17 protein-coding genes and 1 tRNA gene are annotated in these 17,920 nt (G+C 70.8%); 1 reads left to right on the top strand and 17 read right to left on the bottom strand.

The features are described from left to right. Positions 1-2: 2 nt before the first annotated feature. From OL358_RS12680 to OL358_RS12615, 14 genes are read right to left on the bottom strand one after another with little or no spacing between them, the layout of a single operon-like run. The gene (locus OL358_RS12680; RefSeq protein WP_264710432.1) at positions 3-1,562 is read right to left on the bottom strand and encodes a phage tail protein; all 1,560 of its coding nucleotides are present in this window, start codon (positions 1,560-1,562) and stop codon (positions 3-5) included. Further along, positions 1,559-3,535: a putative baseplate assembly protein gene (locus tag OL358_RS12675; protein WP_264710431.1), complete on the bottom strand. Its 1,977-nt coding sequence runs from the start codon at positions 3,533-3,535 to the stop codon at positions 1,559-1,561. Before OL358_RS12675 ends, OL358_RS12680 begins: the two co-directional genes overlap by 4 nt. A gap of 13 nt (positions 3,536-3,548) precedes the next feature. Further along, a complete protein-coding gene (locus OL358_RS12670) occupies positions 3,549-3,956 on the bottom strand; it encodes a GPW/gp25 family protein (protein ID WP_264710430.1) in 408 nt (135 codons plus the stop codon). Position 3,957: 1 nt separating this feature from the next. Beyond that, complete coding sequence (locus OL358_RS12665; protein WP_264710429.1) at positions 3,958-4,710, bottom strand: hypothetical protein; 753 nt, start codon at positions 4,708-4,710, stop codon at positions 3,958-3,960. A 10-nt stretch (positions 4,711-4,720) separates the two neighbouring features. After that, positions 4,721-5,251 (bottom strand): phage baseplate assembly protein V, encoded by a 531-nt coding sequence (locus OL358_RS12660; protein WP_264710428.1) that lies wholly within the window; start codon positions 5,249-5,251, stop codon positions 4,721-4,723. Beyond that, positions 5,248-6,456, bottom strand: coding sequence for a phage late control D family protein (locus OL358_RS12655; RefSeq protein WP_264710427.1), 1,209 nt, complete (start codon positions 6,454-6,456; stop codon positions 5,248-5,250). Before OL358_RS12655 ends, OL358_RS12660 begins: the two co-directional genes overlap by 4 nt. Continuing rightward, on the bottom strand, positions 6,453-7,142 hold the full coding sequence (locus OL358_RS12650; RefSeq protein WP_264710426.1) for a CIS tube protein: 690 nt from the start codon (positions 7,140-7,142) through the stop codon (positions 6,453-6,455). The genes OL358_RS12655 and OL358_RS12650 overlap by 4 nt, the downstream gene beginning before the upstream one ends. Continuing rightward, positions 7,139-7,327: a hypothetical protein gene (locus OL358_RS12645; protein ID WP_264710425.1), complete on the bottom strand. Its 189-nt coding sequence runs from the start codon at positions 7,325-7,327 to the stop codon at positions 7,139-7,141. The genes OL358_RS12650 and OL358_RS12645 overlap by 4 nt, the downstream gene beginning before the upstream one ends. After that, positions 7,327-7,842, bottom strand: coding sequence for a phage tail protein (locus OL358_RS12640; protein ID WP_264710424.1), 516 nt, complete (start codon positions 7,840-7,842; stop codon positions 7,327-7,329). The genes OL358_RS12645 and OL358_RS12640 overlap by 1 nt, the downstream gene beginning before the upstream one ends. After that, a complete protein-coding gene (locus tag OL358_RS12635; protein WP_264710423.1) occupies positions 7,842-9,893 on the bottom strand; it encodes a phage tail sheath C-terminal domain-containing protein in 2,052 nt (683 codons plus the stop codon). Before OL358_RS12635 ends, OL358_RS12640 begins: the two co-directional genes overlap by 1 nt. Then, the gene (locus OL358_RS12630) at positions 9,893-10,336 is read right to left on the bottom strand and encodes a phage tail protein (protein WP_264710422.1); all 444 of its coding nucleotides are present in this window, start codon (positions 10,334-10,336) and stop codon (positions 9,893-9,895) included. Before OL358_RS12630 ends, OL358_RS12635 begins: the two co-directional genes overlap by 1 nt. A gap of 10 nt (positions 10,337-10,346) precedes the next feature. After that, positions 10,347-12,440 carry a phage tail sheath C-terminal domain-containing protein gene (locus OL358_RS12625; RefSeq protein ID WP_264710421.1) on the bottom strand — a complete coding sequence of 698 codons (2,094 nt, stop codon included), beginning with the start codon at positions 12,438-12,440 and terminating at the stop codon, positions 10,347-10,349. 15 nt (positions 12,441-12,455) lie between these two features. Beyond that, positions 12,456-13,478: a hypothetical protein gene (locus OL358_RS12620; protein ID WP_264710420.1), complete on the bottom strand. Its 1,023-nt coding sequence runs from the start codon at positions 13,476-13,478 to the stop codon at positions 12,456-12,458. Further along, positions 13,475-14,068: a DUF4255 domain-containing protein gene (locus OL358_RS12615; protein ID WP_264710419.1), complete on the bottom strand. Its 594-nt coding sequence runs from the start codon at positions 14,066-14,068 to the stop codon at positions 13,475-13,477. Before OL358_RS12615 ends, OL358_RS12620 begins: the two co-directional genes overlap by 4 nt. A 251-nt stretch (positions 14,069-14,319) precedes the next feature. Between OL358_RS12615 and OL358_RS12610 the strand changes: the two genes are divergently transcribed. Beyond that, on the top strand, positions 14,320-15,129 hold the full coding sequence (locus OL358_RS12610) for an AfsR/SARP family transcriptional regulator (protein ID WP_264710418.1): 810 nt from the start codon (positions 14,320-14,322) through the stop codon (positions 15,127-15,129). 101 nt (positions 15,130-15,230) lie between these two features. Here the strand turns inward: OL358_RS12610 and OL358_RS12605 are convergent. From OL358_RS12605 to OL358_RS12595, 3 genes are all read right to left on the bottom strand, one after another. Beyond that, positions 15,231-15,305, bottom strand: a tRNA-Gln gene (locus OL358_RS12605). A gap of 71 nt (positions 15,306-15,376) precedes the next feature. Beyond that, entirely contained in the window at positions 15,377-16,891 is a 1,515-nt protein-coding gene (gene gltX, locus OL358_RS12600) for a glutamate--tRNA ligase (RefSeq protein ID WP_264710417.1), read from the bottom strand. 11 nt (positions 16,892-16,902) lie between these two features. Beyond that, positions 16,903-17,865: a LysR family transcriptional regulator gene (locus OL358_RS12595; RefSeq protein ID WP_264710416.1), complete on the bottom strand. Its 963-nt coding sequence runs from the start codon at positions 17,863-17,865 to the stop codon at positions 16,903-16,905. Between the last annotated feature and the right edge of the window lie 55 nt (positions 17,866-17,920).

Here is a 17,920-nt window from a genome sequence, read left to right as displayed (position 1 = left end):
TTTCACCCGACGACGGCGCGGCTGCCGAGCCGGGCGTCGATTCCGATGCTGTTGAGGCCGCCCGCCCTGGGGTCGGCGGCGACAGCCATGCCGATTTCCTGCCCCACGCGTCCGGCGGGGGGCGGGCCGGCGACGAGCGCGTCGATTCCCAGGCGCGCCTGCACTCCCACCGTCGCCGTGGCGCGGACGACCGCCACCTCGGGCGCCGTGTGCGCGGGCGACACCGCGCGCGCGATCCGTGCCGCGGCGTCGCCGAGCGTCGCGGTGTCGTCGCAGGAGGCGGCGTGGACGCAGACCGTGAAGGCGTGCGCGAACACCGCGAACGGGTCGAGCCGAGGGGACGGCGTGCTCACGAGCGAGAACTCGCCGATCTGCGAGAACTCGTCGAGGCGAAGGCGCCGAACGATCTCGGGACCGAACAGCACGCTGTCATCGCCGAGCCGGGCACCGTTCGCGATCGCCCACCGGCGCAGCCGGTAGTGCTCGAGCACCTCGACCCTGCGGCCGAGCCACATGCCGATGTGGCGCGCGACGCCATCGGGAGTGCCGCGACGTCGATAGAGCTCGGCGGCCGCCCGGATGAGCCTGCGCCGCCGCGCCTCAGGCAGCCCCGCCAGGTCGTCCATCCCGACCCAGCGGCCGAGCCATGCCAGGAAGTCACGACGCTCCGAGGCGCCGGCCGCGCGGGGATCGAGCTGGAGAGGGAGCTCGTCGAGCAGTTGCGTCACGGAATCCCGGACGGAGTCGGTCAGGGCGAGGAACCGGTCCAGGAAATCCGACTCGCCCGACGAGAAGACCGCGGGCAGACGTTCGATCGACGTGTGCCGGAAGGGATGCACCGCGGCATCCGTCACCTCGGGTGTGCTGCTGCCGTCGCCGACGAGCGTGAGTCGCAGCCACAGGTACCGGCCCGGCGGGGAGAACACGAGAGTGTCCCACGCGGCGAGACCGGGATCCCCGAACGTGGCCGCCGCCACCCAGCGATCGTCGAGGAGCGCGATCTCGGTCTCGGTCAGGTCCTCTTCGGTGGTGAGGGTGGCGACCTCGATGCGGGTCGAGGACGGAACGCTGCCGCGCAGCTCGATGCGATGCCAGCAGCAGCCCGGAAGACCCGCGTCCAGGGCGGTCGTCACCAACGCGCCCTGCACCGGATACCGAGGGTCGGCATCCGGATCGACGGGCGCCTCGAGGTCGGGGACAGTCCCCTGCCATTCGCCGCCGCAGTCGAAGAGGTGCACGACGCCGCTCGCATCCAGGACGGCCAGGCGATCCGGTGGGAAGCACACCAGTCCGACGGGGCTCCAGGTCGACGGTCCGCCGGGAGGCGTGAAGACGAGCCGCACCTGCCCGGTCCCTGCGACGACGAGCACGCGACGCCCGGCCGTGTCGATGACCCCGCGCTGGCAGTCCGGCAGGTCGATGACACGCTGGAGCGGCAGGTCGAAGACCGAGGGCCCGGGCAGCGGGTCCAGCGTCAGCGCGCCGTCGACCGAGACGTCGTGCGTGAGCGTCGACGCGGGCCGCCATCCGGGCCGCGCCGCCAGCAGGAAGTGGGAGCTCATGAGTAGCTCACCGTCAGTTCGGGATCCTCGGCGAGGACGAGCTCTCCGCGCTCGAGCTCGACGTCGCGGCAGAACGGCTGCCGCTCGTCGTCGAGATCGACCGTCAGCTGGTTCTCCCGGATGCGCTGGACCCCCGCCACCGAGAGCACGATGCGGAAGAGGTCGGACGAGTACACGGTGCCGCCGAACGGCCACCCCTGCCCGTCCGGGCCTCCCGTGAGCGGATGCAGCCAGGTCGTCACCGCGGACGAGACGTCCCTCCGCACCGTCGCCAGGTCGGCCTCCGGTGCGACGAGGATGTCGGCGACGACCCGCACCGAGCGGTACCGCGGCGCGGTCGCATAGACCTCGGTGGTGATGAGGCGGTGGCGGTCCAGCCACGCGCACACGGCCGCGAGCGTCGCCGGCGTCGGCGTCGGCGCCGGCCCTGGCCCGTCGGGGACGACGAGGACCGTCACCGCGCCCGGGACCGGCACGCCGGGGTACGACGGATGCGCGAGCGCCAGCGCGTGCGCGCGGGCGACGTTCGCCGGCGCCTGCCGCGTCAGCAGCGCGAAGTCCTCGGCGGTGACGGCGCGCTCCTTCGCCTTCAGCTCCGCCGGCGCGCGGAGCTTGGCCGCGTCCACCGACTCGCCGTCCGCTCCCCCGACCGCGGCGAGGACGTTGGTCACCTTCCCGAGACCCGGCACCGCGGTGACGAGCGTCGTGATCGTGCCCGCGCCGAGGTTTCCGCGCGCCCCGCCTCCCGCGAGCCAGCGCCTGGCGACGATGTTCGACATCGGCAGTGCCGGATTGGCGGTGGGGATCGCGCCGTGCCGTCCGTCGCCGAACCGGATCTGGCCGCTCGCGGGGTCGAGCGTGTACACGAGGTCGTCGGGCCCCCACACGCCCAGGTCGTCCGTCTCCTGCCACACGCGGAAGCCGCTGCCCTCGTCGATCTCGAGGCGCAGACTCGTCACCGTGGCGGTGGGTGCGTCCTCTTGCGGGACCGTCACCGGACGCGGGAGCGGAACGACGGGTGTCTGCGGGAGGGTGAACGGCCCCTGCCCGGCAAGCCCGTCGGATCCGCCCAGCACGGCGTCCCGCACAGTGACGGCGGCCCGCGCGGGCACGGTGTTCACGGCGACGCGCTCGATCGACGGACCTCGCTCGTACGCGCCCGAGAGCATGCGGATGCGGATCCAGTACAGGGATGCCGCCACCTGCCCGATCGGCTTCTTCGCGGCCTTCGTGCCCGGCCCGAACAGCACGACTCGTCCGGACGCCGTGAAGCCCGCGGTCTCGTCCCGCTCGACGCCGAGCGGCTGCCAGCCCACGCCGTCGAAGTACTCGTACGCGAAGCGCCCTGGCGGGGGCGTCGCCTGCGCGCCCGCCTGCGCGACCGGCCGGCCGCGCTGCGGCGCGAGGTAGACCATGAGCGAGATCGGGTTGGCCGTGAACAGTGCCGTCCCGCCGAAGCCGAGCAGCACGGCGGCGTCGGGCTTGGGGTACGGCCCGAGCGGCGCGAACAGCTGCCCCGGCGTCGTGTTCGCGGTCGTAACGTCTCGATACGCCGAGCCGTCGAACGTCTGGACGGCTGCCAGCGGCGAGGCGATGGCGGTGAAGCCTTCCGGCAGCTCGAAGACGACGGGTTTGCCGTCGGCGCCCTGCCCCGAGGCCTGTGTGCCGGTGGGGACCACCACGTCGACGGTGGGCTTGGCGGTCGTGAAGGTGAGATCGACGGCCGCGGGCGTCGCCGGGGCCGTAGTGATGCCGAGGAGCTGGAGGAACTTGATGAAGTTGAGCTCGGGCGTCTGATTCACGCGGTAGAGCAGCAGATCCGTGTACCACCCGAACAGCTGGAGCAGGGTGATGCCGGGATCGGCGTCGTTGTGGTTGGTCCACTCGGGGAGGTAGCGAGGGATGAGCGAGCGGGCCTGGGCGACCAGGTCGTCGTAACGGCGGTCGTCGAGGTTCGGCGGCACGAGGGTCATCGGCTCACGCTCCTCATTGCGAGATCCCCTCGGTGATGTAGAAGGGATAGACCAGGTTGTTGAGGGCGTTGTTCTCGCGCACGCGGTAGTCGATGGCGATGAGCAGGAGGTTCGCGAGGTCTCCGGACGCCTCGACCCGCACGTCGAGGACGTCGATCCTCGGCTCGAAGCGCAGGAGCGACTCCTGCACGTGGTGCGCGATCTGCGCGTGCGTCGCCGCCGTGTTGGGCGCGAACACGAGGTCCTGCATGCCGCAGCCGAACTCCGAGTTCATGACCCGCTCCCCCGGAGAGGTCGACAGGATGAGCCAGATCGCCTGCGTGATCGACTGCTCGCCGGCGGCGGTCCGCACGCTTCCGTCGGGCCCGACATCGATGGGGAACCCGATGCCGGTGCCGAGGAAGGAGCGGTTGTCGGCCATGTCAGTCGCCCACGATCGCGGAGATGGCGTCCACGGCGGTGCCGAGCACGAGGATCACGGAATCGACGGCCTCGGTCGACTCCGGCGGTGCGCCCCCGGTCTCGAGCGAGATGTCGATGCTCATACCGGCGATGCTCGCGATGGTCGAGACGAGGGCGAGGACGCCGGAGATCGGGTCGATCGACGCCGTGAGCGCCTGCGCCTGGGCCTGCGCGTTCTTCTGCGAGCACTCGAGGGTCTCGCGGAGGTCGGGGTTTCCCTCCGCCTCCCCGAAGCGCAGCGCGAGTCCGTTCATGAGGTCGCGCAGGGTCTCGAGCTGGCCCTTGAGGCAGTTGAGCACCGAACGGATGAGGCGCAGCAGGTCCATGACCATGATCGGCACCTTCGCGAGTGCGACGAAGCACGGGGCGAGCTCTGCCGCGGCATCCACGAACTCGGGCATCGCCTGACCGATCTTGATGGGGTCGAGGCTCGGCACGGCCTTCACGATGTCGATGAGGGGCTTGAGGAGCTTGAGCATCTTCATGGGGCAGTCCAGCGCCGCGAGGAGCGGTGCCATCTGCAGCATGAGGTTGAAGTTCATCGAGCAGTCGTTGGGGATGCCCTTGCTCATGTCGACGAGGGCGTTCATCGACCCCCCGAACGGCAGCTCCACTTTGAGCGGACTCGGCAGCGGCAGCGCGAGGTCCTGGCACGTGAGCGGCTGCAGGGCCCGGTTGAGGGGCTCCGAGACGGGGATGTCGATGTCGACCACGGGTTCCTCCTCAGATCGGATTCGCGTTGGGGGTGACGACGCGGCGCACGCCGTTGCTGACGAGGACGATGGCCGCGGCATCCAGCTCGAGGGCGCCGACGGAGTGGACCGTGACCCGCCCGTTTGCCAGCACGATCGAGTTGCCCGACGCGTCCTCGATCGCGATGCCGCCCTCGTTGCCCCCGTCGGTGGGCGTCGAATCCAGCAGCCGGATCGTGTGGCCGTTGTAGCTGCGGATCATCCGCTCTCGCACCGAGGTGGAGGGCGCGGCGTCGACACCGTTCCACAGGAAGCCGAGCACGATGGGCCAGCTCGGATCGCCGCGGTCGAATGCGACGACGGCCTCGTCGTCGACCTCGGGCACGAACCAGACGCCGCGGTCGTTCCCGGCCATCGCCGAGGCGATCGGCGCCCAGTTCGACATCGCGTCCGAGCCGAGCGACGGGAAGCGCACGCGCACGCGTCCTTGTCCCAGCGGATCGTCGACGTCGGCGACGACGCCCAGCATGAGCCCGCTGATCTGGTTCTCGACCAGGTTCATGCCGAGCCTCCCGTCCCGGCGGCGCCGGCGCCCGCCGGGCGCTGGACGCCCTCCATGCGGGCCTTGAACTGCGTGCGATAGCCGCTGTCGTTCACGACGTGCTTGGTCCACGTGATCGTGTACGTGCCGTCGATGTGCGGTCCGAGCCTGCCGAGCTGCACCGTGCGCCCCGCCCGCAGGTCCGGCAGACCGACGACGGAACCCTCCACTTCGACGAGGCGCGACGCGTGGTTCGTCAGCAGCTCGATCGCCTTCGCCCGGGCCTGCGCCTCGGTGGTCACGACATGATCGGTCACGACCTCCTCACGGCCGGTCGCACGCGCCAGGGCACGCGTCGTGTCGGGGAGCCGCACATCCGGGTCGTCCACCGTGACCGACGCGCGCACCGCCTGCTTGGCGGCGCGGTCCCAGCCCAGCACCGTCATCTGCTTGACCTGCCGGGCCGTCGAGATCGTCGCCTTGAGCGACGACAGGGTCTTGCCCCACTCGAGCAGATACGTGATGTCGCGCACCTCGTCGGAGGGCCCGAAGTAGAGCTGCGGCTCATCGTCGACGAGCTGGAAGATCACCTCGTAGCCGTTGCGGCGCGCGAGCTGCATGAGGAAGAGGATCGGGTACTTGTTGTTCATGAAGACGTGGTCGGCGGGATGCTCGCGGCCCTTCGCCGTGGCGGAGGTCACGATGCGGGTGATGCCCACGAGGCCGGGGTGCCCCTGCGGCGAGTTCGGCGCCTGGCCGAGGTCTTCGGCGATGTCGGAGTCCTTCATGGGGTCTCCGCCGTCGGGCGGCCACGACCACGTGTACTGCGCGTCGCGGAAGCGGTCGAGCACATTGAGTCCGCGCACCGTCGCCTTGGTGAATCCGGAGTCGGGGAACTCGATGTCGAGCGCGGTGATGAACCCGGTCGTCATGAGCCTGAGGTCGCCCTGGTAGCCGAGCTTGAGCTCGAGGCCGTTCCCCGGCTGGATGTCGCCCCAGCGCGCTTCGTCGGCGCCCTGACCCACGAAGGAGGGGTGCAGGTGGTCGGTGTCCCAGTTGTTGAAGGCGAGGGTGAAGGAGTCGATCGCTTCGAGCGAGTCCTCGAACGTGACCTCGGTGAGGTCGCGCACCACTTCGCGGCCGGCGGGGCGGCCGTTGACGATGATCTCGAACGCGGGGACGTAGAACGTCTGCCCTGCGCGGTGCAGCGGGATGGGAGCGCTCATCGGCCCGCTCCCCTCGGGATGCGCAGGATGCGGCCGGGCTCGAGGGCGAGCGGATCGACGACGCGATTCACCGCGGCGATGTCGCGCCAACGGCGGTCATCGGTGTATTCGCGGTACGCGATCGCGGTGATGGTGTCGTTCTCGCGGACGACGGCGGCCTTCGTGTGGTCCGCCGACATGAAGCCGAGCTCGGCGAGATGGAGCGTCAGCGGCTTGTACTCCTTGAGCTCGACGGTGAGCTTCGCGCGAAGGGGCTTGCCGTCGGGGGCGAAGAGCGTGAACTGCTGCCGCACCGAGGTCACGACGCATCGGAAGCCGTGGTCGCGGCGCTTGCCAGGGAAGGACGTCCCTCCCCAGAGGAACAGCAGGACCGGGGGTGCGTGTGTCGCCCTCTCCGCCTTGATCAGGGCGTAGAACTTGTCGGTCTTCTCGGTGACCGGCTTGGCGGAACTGCCCGTGCCGTCCTCGGTCGAGTCGAAGAACAGCTCGAGCGTGAGCGTCTCGGCCTGGCCGCGCACGTACTGGAGCAGGGGTGTGTCCAGACCCGGGATGCCGATCTCGGCGACCTGCGCGGTCTTGGTGAAGTTGAGCTCGGACGGATTGAACTGCACCGAGAGCGACTGCGCTCCGCTGCTGGCGTCCGGCGTGGGCAGCCGCACGAACTTCGCCTTCGCGAGGGAGGTCATCGCCCGCTCTCCCTGACCGATGCCCACAGCGACCGCTCCTCGCGGTGCGCCTCCTCCGTCGAGCGCCGTGCGTCGAGCCGGCGCAGCACCTCGGCGACGACCGCGTCGAGCACCTCCGGCGAGACGAGGGTGCGGTCGTCGACCGCGCGCACCTCGGCGCTCAGCTCTCCGATGTGGACGTCCATCACGATCCTCCGAAGATCGAGGCGACCGTGTTGAGCGCGTCTCCGATCGCGCCGCCGGCCTGGACGAACAGGCCCTCGTGCGCGATCTCGATCTCCTCGACGGCGACCGCCGACGCCGTCGCGTTCAGGGCGGGACCGGCCCACCGCACCGGCAGGCCCCGGCGGAACCGCCACGTCCGCACCGTCTCGCCGCCGTCGTCGAGCAGTTCGATGACACCGTCCCGGCGCTTGCCCTTGCCGAGGATGAACTGCTCGTGCCACTTCCACAGCTCCTCGCTCACCGCGAGGCCGCGCCGAAGGCGCAGGTTCGGATGGGTGATGCGACCGGGGAACCGCAGCACGGCGTCGTTGCGCCCGCCTTCGCGCCACTCGTCGACGGCCATGCTCGCCTCGAGTCCGCCGCACTCGTTGAAGCCTCCCGCGATCGGCGGGTTGAACGATCCGACGATCGCCGAAGCAGGCTTGGCGGTCTCGATGAGCCGGATCGTGAAGTTGAACCCTCCGACGAGCGCCATCATGCACCCCCCGCGAGCACGACCACGGGCTCCTCGTTCAGTTCGAGGCGGTTGCCCGTGCGCGTGACGGTCACCGTCACGAACTCGGCGGGCCGCGCCAGCGCGACGCCCACGACGATGCGCAGCTCGCCGACGAGTGCGGACTCGGTGTCGACCGCGACGAAGAAGGACTCGTCCGGTGCGGCGCCGGAGAGTCCGCCGGCCTCCCAGACGTCGGTCAGCAGCGTGCCGATCGATCCCGTGAGCAGCGTCGCGAGCCCCGGGGTGATGGGCTCGAAGACGACCCAGGCGAGGTGGTGGCGCAGGGTGCGGCGCAGCCAGATCATCGTTCGGCGCACCGCGGCGAACGTCCACTCGTCGTCGGCGGCCATCGTGCGCGCGCCGAGCGGGACGAGGCCGCGGCCCGCGATGGGGCGCACCAGATTGATGCCGTCGTCGTTGGCGGCGGCGTGCTCGGCGTCGCTGGCGGCCCACGACACGCTGTGGGCCCAGACGAGACTGCGGTTCGCGGCGGACAGCCAGGGGCCGGTGGCCGTGTCGCAGGCGGAGATGAGTCCGGCGAGGTGTCCCGAGGCGGGAATGGTCCGCAGCGCCCGCGAGTCGCTCGGCTCGACGACGCCGATCCCGGGGGCGATCGTGACCGCGTAGCTCGATGAGAAGCGAGCAGCCCAGTCCCTGAGCTGGGCGAGGGTGCGGCATCCGCTCGGTGGGTCCAGCAGCACGATGCGCTCGGTGTTGCGCTCGCACGTCTCGATCACGGCCTGTTGCGCCGCGATGATCTGCTCGGCGTCGAACGTCGCGCCGGCCTCCACGATGACCGCCTCGACAGCGTCGGGGAGCTCTTCTTCGTCGCGGCACGGATCGCACGGATCCACCGGGAGCGGCGCGCGCACGAGCGGCGGCGTCGGCGGTGCGACGAGATCGGGCATGACGACGACCGCCGGCTCGTCGATCTCGGCGACGGCGGCGAGCCCGCGGGCGATTCCCGTGAGCTCATCGCCCAGCAGGTCGGCGATCGCGAGCGCCGCTGTGCCGTCCCGTCCGCCGGCGAGCCGCGCCCGTGCCGGCGCGGGCTGGTCGCCCAGCACGCGCCCGCGGACGAGAGCGGATGCCGCGAGCACGCGTTCCGCGAAGCGCGGGTGGGCGGGCTCGCACGTGAGTCCCGGCCAGAGTTCGGCGACCAGGCCCGCTTCGAGCACCGCGAGGTCGAAGGCACGGGACTCGATCGTGAAGGGTCTGGTGACGTCGATGGCCGGGGCCAGCGGTGTCGTCCAGCTCAGCACACGGTGGGCCGCGTCGATGAGGGCGACCACGGCCGTCTCCACGGCGACGACTCCCCCGATGTCCTGCGTGATCCGGCACGAGTCGCCGACGGCGAACCCGACCGTGGACACGACGGGCGTCACCGCGGCCGTCCCCACCGCGTCCGTCCGGGGTGCGGTGCTCGCGGTGAGGACGCCCGACACCACCACCTCGAGCCGATCGCCCCACGATCCCGGTGTCGCCGCCTCGATCTCGATCGCGTCCGCGCCGCCCTCGTCCGGGCATCGCGCGGCCGCCGATCCCGCCCCCGTCGCGACGGTGATCGCGAGCGTCGTGTCGAACCCGGGATGCAGGGGCCGGTCCCACGTGATCGTCGAGGTCGCGGCATCCGTGGCCGTCACCAGGTACGCGCGGACCAGGTCTCCCTGCCGGAGCGTGGCGACCGCACCCGGGATCAGGCCCGCAGGCGCGGCGACGACGCTGCGGCTGCGGTCGGCGGGCTGCGGTCCGGCCGTCGCTGTCGTGCGCTCGGGTGCGGCGACCCGCACGACCCACGCCGGTCCGCCGCCGTTGTCGAAGAACGCCTTCGCCGCGTAGGCGCCGAGTCCGTTGGGGATGAATCCGCCGTGGCCGGCGACGAAGCGCGTCCACGAGGCGCAGCGCACGGGGGTGTCCACGGGCCCGCGCTCGGTGACGCAGACCAGCACCGGCACGTCGATCCGCGACGGCTCGATGGCCGGCGGCGGATCGGCGAACTGGATGAGCACCCCTGGCGCGCGGCCGTCCATCAGACCAGTTCGATCTTCTCGACGCAGAGTTCGAGGGTCTCGACGGCGACCTCGTTCGTCGTCGCGTTGAAGGTCGGCCAGTCGAGCTTCGACGGCCACGCCTCGTAGAAGTTCCAGCGGAGCATGTCGTTCTGCTCCTCGTCGAGGAGGATGACCGACCCGTTCCGGCGATCGGCGACGCCGTTGACGATCTGCCGGTACCAGAGCCACAGCTCGTTGTTCTGCGTCACTCCGCGCTTGAGCACGATGTTGCTGTACTTGCGCAGACCGAACAGCTTCTTCGGATGGAGGTCCTTCGAGTTGCCGTCGCGGTACTCCGCGACGTCGATGTTCGCCGTGAGGCCGCTGACTTCGCGGAACGCCGCCACGACGTCGGATGTCGACGCGATCTCGACGCGGAAGTTGAACCCGCGGAACGGATCGATCCGATCTCCAGTGGGCATGGTCGTCTCCTTACAGTTCCTGGACGGCGGATCCGCCGAGCCACTGGCCGATGCGCAGGATCACGAACTCGGCCGGGCGCACGGGGGCGATGCCGATCTCGACCACGAGCCGGCCGTTGAGGATGTCGTCGTCGGTCATCGTCGAGCGATCCGCGGTGACGAAGAACGCCTCTTCCTTCTTCGCTCCCATGAGCGCACCGTCGCGCCACACTCCTTCGAGGAAGATCGAGATCGACGTGCGCACCCGCTCCCACAGCCGCTGGTCGTTCGGCTCGAACACCGCCCACTGCGTGCCTTCGGCGAGCGACTCCTCGACGAAGATGAACAGACGCCGCACGTTGATGTACACCCAGTCCTGCTCCGAAGTGAGGCACCGGGCGCCGAACACGCGCAGCCCGCGCCGGTCGGCCCGGAGGTCGCGCAGCACGTTGATCCCCCGCGGATTGAGGATCTCCTGCTGACCCCGCGACACGAAGGTCTCGAGGTCGGTGATGCCGAGGATCACCTCGTTCGCCGGCGCCTTGTGCACCCCGCGCGTGTTGTCGACCCGGGCGTACACCCCGAGGATGTGCCCCGACGGAGCGACCGCGCGGCTGCCGCCGGTCAACGGGTCGCTCACCACGACGCGCGGGTAGTAGATCGCGGCGTAGCGCGTGTCGAAGTTGTTCGCGTGCGTCTGCAGCTGGTCGAGCGTGGCCGGGGCACCCGAGGTGCCCGGCGGCGGGTCCAGCACCGCGAAGCGGTCCATGAGCGCGGTGGCCTGCTCGATCATCGCGGCCTGCACGTCGACACGGGACACCCCCGGGGCGGCGAGGAGCGCCACCTCGTCGATCTCCTCGAGCGCACGCAGCCCCGTCTTGGCGTTCGGGACGAGATCGCTGCCGCGGTACTCCTGGTCCGTCGGCGCGGCCGTGCCGTCGCTGCCGCCGGTCAGCCGGTCGGCGAGGCCGTCGGCGGGGGCGGGGAACGCGAACGGGTTGTCCGCAGGCGCCCCCACTGCCGTGTCGACGTCGACGAGAGCGGATGCCGCGAGCTGCGTCACGTAGTGGCGGCCCGGGATGCTCGCGATGGTCAGTCCGGGGAAGCGCTCCGTCACCGTCGTGCGTTCGACCGGATCCGTGTAGGTCAGGATCAGGTCGAACTCGCAGGTCGAGATGCGGGTCTCGGTGAACCCTCCGACGGGGTTCCAGGCGCCGGCTGCGATGTTCCCGCCGGCGAGCACGAGCGATCCGCCCGTGATCGCCGTGACCTGGCGGTAGACGCGCTGCGCCGCCGCCGGCCCGAAGCTGACGTCGACCCAGGCGCCGACATAGAACCCGGCCGTGGAGTTGACGGGAACGACGGTGTCGCCGCCCGCGATCGCCGCATGGTTCACAACGGCGCGCCCGGCCGAGCGATACGCCACCGCGACCTGCAGGTCCTGGCCCCACGTTCCGTCGTTCCTCGCGATGAGCCCGAACGACACCGGCTTCGCGGTTCCCGGGTTGGCGAGCGCGTTCGGCGGGCCGCCCGCGGCGGGCACGGTTCCCACATCCGTGAGCACCGTCGTGTAGGCGCTCTCGAAGGCGGTCGGGATGATCGGCGGCGGGCCCGCGGCGGTCACGGTGATCTCGTCGTCCGCTCGGTTCCATGCGGTGATCGTCAGGTCGACGCTGGTCGTCGTGATGCCGTCCTTGATCTGACGGAGCCGCACGACGCCGCCGATCCGCAGACCGCGCGTCGTCGCGAGCGCGAGGACCGTGTCACCGGGCAGCGCCGTGCGCCGCAGGCGGGTGACGTTCCCGCCCCGCAGCGCGAGTGTCGAGGGCGCCGCCGTCGCCGGACTGATGCGACTGACGTAGAGTCTGCGGCCGCCGTTGGCGAAGAAGCCCTTCGCGGCGTAGGGCAGATCCTGCAGGCCTGCGAACGTGCTTCCGAACTCGAACGGGCCGCCGAACGCCCGCACGAAGTCGCCGTAGTTGGTCACGAGCGTCGGCCGGCCCTGGGTGGGCCCACGACGGGTGAGCCCGACCATTCCGGTCGTGGTCGTGCCCACTCCCGCGATGGGCGGCGGTCCTGAGGAGACCTCCTCGACGTACACGCCGGGTGCGAGATACTCGGGCATGAGCGGCTCCTTCCTTTAGGTGCGTAGTGACGTGTTGACGATGAACGGATCGGTCGGCGCAAGCGGGATCTGCCGCGGGCCGTCCGCGAGGAACCCACCGGCGGTCGTCGTGGCGCTGATCTCGGGGATGCCGCGCACCCCGGCGAGCCGCCAGCGCCCGTCGGCATCGGTGGTGAGGCTCGTGCGCCGGAACTCGGTGGAGGGACCGTCGACGATCTCGATCGCCGCGCCTGCGAGGGCGGCGGTGCTGGGGAGCAGCCCATCTCCGGCGAGGACGGGACGCGCGAGCGCGGTGCCGGCGCCGGACGCGCCCGGCGCGTGGATGGTGACAGCGTCGCCGTCGGCGGCGCTGACGGCGACGGGGGTGCGCAGAAGGACCACCCGCCCCGCGGTGCCGTCGGCGACGACGATGTCCTGGCCGACCGCGAGGAGCGTGCCCGAGCCGATGCCGGCGGCGGAGAGCACTCTCAACGCCATGTCTCCGGCCCTGGCGGGGGCGGTGAGGCTCGTCGCGGCCCCCGCGGCCAGCGCACGGACCCGCACGGTCGTGCCTGCCGCGTGATCGGCCGCGAGCGGAGCGGTGACGGTGAGGAGCGGCGTCGCGATCCCGGTCAACGCGACCGACGCCCCCGGCACCGCCGCATGCGGGAAGGCGGCTGCGGTGACGCGCCCCGCGAGGCGGATCGTGGTGGAACCGACCGCGAGCGCGACGGACTCGAAGGGCAGTGACGATGCCATGGGAACCGTGATCGTCACGTGCTGCGGACCGTGGCCGCGACGGTGGAGTTCCACGTCGATGTCGACCGGTCCGGCGTCGAGTCCGCGCAGCGCCTGCTCGGCGAGTCCCGTCACGACGAGATGCGAGCCGGTCACATGCGCGAAGGTGCGGGGGGTGATGGCGCGAGCCGATACGCCCGAGGGCGCCGCCTGCGTCCACTCGTCGACGAGCGGCGCGATGACGAGGGCGCTGGTGCGCCACAGTTCGCGATCGAGAGCGACCCGGTACGAGCCGCTCGCGTTCACCACCTGGACCGTCATGCCCCCACCCCGACGATCTGGGAAAGTCCCGCCGAGAGGTCGATCACGGGAGCGCTGGCGACAGGGTCGAGGTGGCTGTCGATGACGAGGCCCGCCATCGTGATCGAGGCGCCGGGTCGCATCGTGGTCTGCAGCCCGCTCCATACGAGATTGAGGTCGTACGTGCCCGGGATGCCGAGTCCGAGCGTGAGGACGGTGCCGCTGGTCGCGAGGCTCCCCGACAGATCGGCTCCGGCGAGGCGCCGATGATCGTTCATGATCTGGAAGACCCGGCCGAGCAGCAGCTGCGCCGTTCCGGCGTCGCTGTTCATCGGCACGATCTGCACGGCGAGCTCGATGGGGAGCGGGCGGCGGGGCAGCACGCCGGGATCGGGGCGCGGCGGCGTGCGGTTGAGGAGATCGGCCTGCACATCGACCCGGTGCAGCCACACCGCGACGGCGTTGGCGACGTTCGCCTGCTCGACCTCTCGCGGGGAGTTCACCCGCACGGGCATGCCTTGGAGGCCCGCCTCGCCCGAGTTCGTGATGTGCGCGCGCAAGAGCACTGCGAGAGACTCGATCGCGTCCCGGATCGCCCCATACCCGGCCATGGACACACGCTCCATCGGACCCGTCACCAGCGCGTGACGGATCCGATCGCTCCGAGGGGGTGGCGCCGTCGCGACGCCGGGCATATACATGACGTGGACACGGGAGCAGCCAGCCGCGTCCGCATCAACACCAGCGTCGTGCCCGGCATCCGCCGGGGGTCGAGCCACGTGTGAGGGGTCGGGGGACCCGTGACGCGACCGTGACGTCCTGGTGACGCATTTCGTACCTCTCGCGATAGGCGGCGATCATCATGGGTGCATCGGGGTCGGGTCGGGCTGCCCGGCGCCGGCAGGCCGGCAGGCCCGAGTGGGCCGTGCAGGTGCTCGGCGGCTTCGCGGTGTCGGGACTGGACGGTCCCGTTCCGCTCCCGGAGTCGACCTGGCGCCTCGTCGTGCTCCTCGCCCTCGCACAGCAGCCGATGCGGCGCTCGCGGATCGCGGGAACCCTGTGGGGCGATCGGGACGAGGATCACGCGCAGTCGAGCCTCCGCTCGACGCTGTGGCGGCTCAATCAGGTGGCACCCGGGCTGGTCGAGAGCGACGGGCATGCGCTGCGCCTCGCCGAGGACGTCGCTGTCGATGTCGCCCAGCTCGAGGCGATCTCGCGGCAGCTCGAATCGGGCGACGACGTCGACCCGTGCGCTGTCGACCCGCGGATGTGCTGCTCCGATCTGCTCCCCGACTGGTACGACGGCTTCGTCGACGACCACCGGGAGCTCGTCCGGCAGCTGCGGCTGCGCACCCTCGAATGCCTCGCCCGCCGGCTCAGCGAGCAGGACGACTGGGGCGCCGCGCTGCGGATCGCGCTCATCGCGGTCGGCGAGGCCCCGATGCGCGAGTCGACGCATCAGCTCGTGCTCGAGATCCACATCGCCGAGGGGAACGTCTCAGAGGCGCTGCGCCACTACCGGATGCTGAAGGACGCCCTGTGGCAGGAGCTCGGCATCCAGCCCTCGGCGCGCTTACGGGCGACCATGGCGCCGCACGTGCGCTCCGACCACACGCTGGGGCAGCTCTCGTCGTCGGCCTCGGGGCGCCGTCTGAGCGGCACCGGCGCCTGACGCGCGGGGTGGGGCTCAGGCGTGCCTCCGAAGCGACGGATGAGCGCGACGGCACTCCCGCGAGCAAACGAAAAACCCCCGCTCAGCGGGGGTTTTCTCGTTGGCTGGGGTACCTGGACTCGAACCAAGAACAACGGTACCAGAAACCGCCGTGTTGCCAATTACACCATACCCCAAGGCGTTCGACCGGAGTCGTGCCGAGGGTCAAGCTTAGCCGACTCCGGCACCTGCTCCAAACCGGGGCGTGTCAGCCGTGTCGTTCGACCAGCGCGCCGAGGCGTCGGATCGTCGCGGCCTTGCCGAGCAGTTCGATCGACTCGAACAGCGGCGGCGAGACCCGTCGACCGCTCAGCGCCACACGCAGAGGTCCGTACGCGATGCGCGGCTTCAGACCGAGTCCGTCGATCAGTGCGGCGGACAGCGCGTCCTGCACGGCAGCGGTCGTGAACTCGGACTCGGGAACGAGCTCGAGCGCACCGACCGAGGCGACGAGCACCTCCCCCGCATTCGCCGGCAGCGACGACAGCGCGTCCTCGTCGTAGGCGACCTCGTCGCGGAAGAGGAAGCCGAGCAGGCCTGGCGCCTCACCGAGCAGTTGCATCCGCTCCTGGACGAGCGGTGCGGCCGCGTCGAGGATCGCCTGCTGCTGCGCGGTCGGCGGCTCGGAGACGAGTCCTGCGGTGGCCAGGTACGGAACGAGCCGCCCCGCGAAGTCGGCGGGCGGCAGCATCCGGATGTGGTCGCCGTTGATCGACTCGGCCTTCTTCTGATCGAAGCGGGCGGGGTTGGGGTTCACGTCGACGATGTCGAAGGCGGCCACGAGCTCATCGAGCGAGAACACATCGCGGTCGGGCCCGATCGACCAGCCGAGCAGCGAGAGGTAGTTGAGGAGGCCCTCATGGATGAAGCCCTTGTCCCGCTGCAGGAAGAGGTCGGCCTTCGGGTCGCGCTTGGAGAGCTTCTTGTTGCCGACCTCGCCGAGCACGAGCGGCATGTGGGCGAAGCGCGGGATGAACGTCGTGACGCCTGCGTCGACCAGGGCGCGGTAGAGCGCGAGCTGACGGGCGGTCGAGGGCATGAGGTCCTCGCCGCGGATGACGTGCGTGATGCCCATGAGCGCGTCGTCGACCGGATTCACGAACGGGTAGAGCGGCACACCGCCGGCGCGCACGAGCACGAAGTCCGGGAACGATCCGGCGGGGAAGGTGACCTCGCCGCGGATCAGGTCCACATAGGTGAGGTCCTCGTCGGGCACGCGCAGGCGCCACGCGGGCTCGCGACCCTCGGCCCGGAACGCCGCGCGCTGCTCGTCGGTCAGATCGCGGTCGAAGTTGTCGTAGCCGAGCTGCTTGGCCCGGCCGTTCGCCTCGTTGCGGGCGTCGATCTCCTCAGCGGTCGAGTAGCTCTCGTAGACGGCATCCGCCGCGATGAGCTTGTCGAGCACCTCGCGATAGAGGTCGTGCCGCTGCGACTGGCGGTAGGGGGCGTGCGGGCCGCCCACCTCGACACCCTCGTCCCAGTCGATCTCCAGCCAGCGCAGTGCGTCCAGAAGCTGCTGGTAGCTCTCCTCGCTGTCGCGCGCGGAATCGGTGTCTTCGATGCGGAAGACGAGCCTGCCGCCGTTGTGACGCGCGTAGGCCCAGTTGAAGAGCACGGTGCGGATCAGCCCGACATGCGGGAGACCGGTCGGCGAGGGGCAGAACCGCACGCGCACGTCGGCGCCGGTCGCGGTCGTGGTGCGGGGATCGGGTGAAGAAGACATCACCCTCCAGTCTACGTGCGGCCCGCCTCCGCGCCCGAGGCGGTCCACTCGGTCACCAGCCGCTCGATCGCATCCAGCGTCGCCCGGACGGCGGGCACCCGATCGGCGCCGTGCGCCGTCACGACGTGGATCGTCCGCGCCTCGGACGGAGGAAGCGGCAGCGTCGTCACACCCGCGAGGCGCGGGAAGGATGCCACGGCCAGCCGCGGCAGCGTGGCGACGCCGATCCCCCGTGCCACGAGACCCTCGACGGCGACGAAGTTGTCGGTCTCGAAAGCGATGCGCGGCGAGAACCCGGCGCGCGCGGCGAGCTCCAGCAGGTGTCCTCGGCAGCGCGGGCAGCCGGCGATCCATCGTTCGTCCGCCAGCTTCGCGAGATCCACCGAGCCGTCGCCTGCGGCGGGATGCCCCTCGGGAAGCACCGCGAGCAGGTCGTCGGTGCCGATCGCGCGCACGGACAGGCCCCGCGCGCTCGGCCCGTGGGGGTCCTCGCGGTCGCCGGGATAGCTGAAGGTGAGCGCGATGTCCGCGCGGTCCTCCCGCACGGCTTCGACCGCCTCGGGCGGCTCCGCCTCGAGGTAGGTGAGGGTCACGCCGGTGTGGCGCTCCTCGAGATCGGCGAGGAGCCTGGGAACGATCGTCGGCGACGCGGACGGGAAGCCGACGAGGCGCACGCGTCCGGTGCGCAGGCCCCTCAGCTCGGCGAGCTCGCCGGCCGCGGCATCCAGCGCCGTCGTGACGGCCGGCGCGTGACGGGCCAGCACCCGGCCCGCCTCGGTCAGGCGCACCGTGCGCCCGACACGCTCGACGAGAGGCAGCTGAAGCCGCTGCTCGAGGCGCTTGAGCTGCTGACTGACGGCGGGCTGACTGTAGCCGAGCACGGCGGCAGCGCCGGTGATCGAGCCTTCGTCGGCGATGGCCTTCACCACGCGAAGGGCCTGCGCGTCGAGTTCGGGATCGTCGAGGGCGGTCACATCGCACAGCATAGGACCGTCAAACACATAACTCCAGCTGATAGATGTCATGAGA

The sequence above is a fragment of the Microbacterium sp. SSM24 genome, assembly GCF_025989145.1.
In the GTDB taxonomy this organism is placed as follows: Bacteria; Actinomycetota; Actinomycetes; order Actinomycetales; family Microbacteriaceae; genus Microbacterium.
This window is presented reverse-complemented; position numbering and strand designations above follow the sequence as displayed.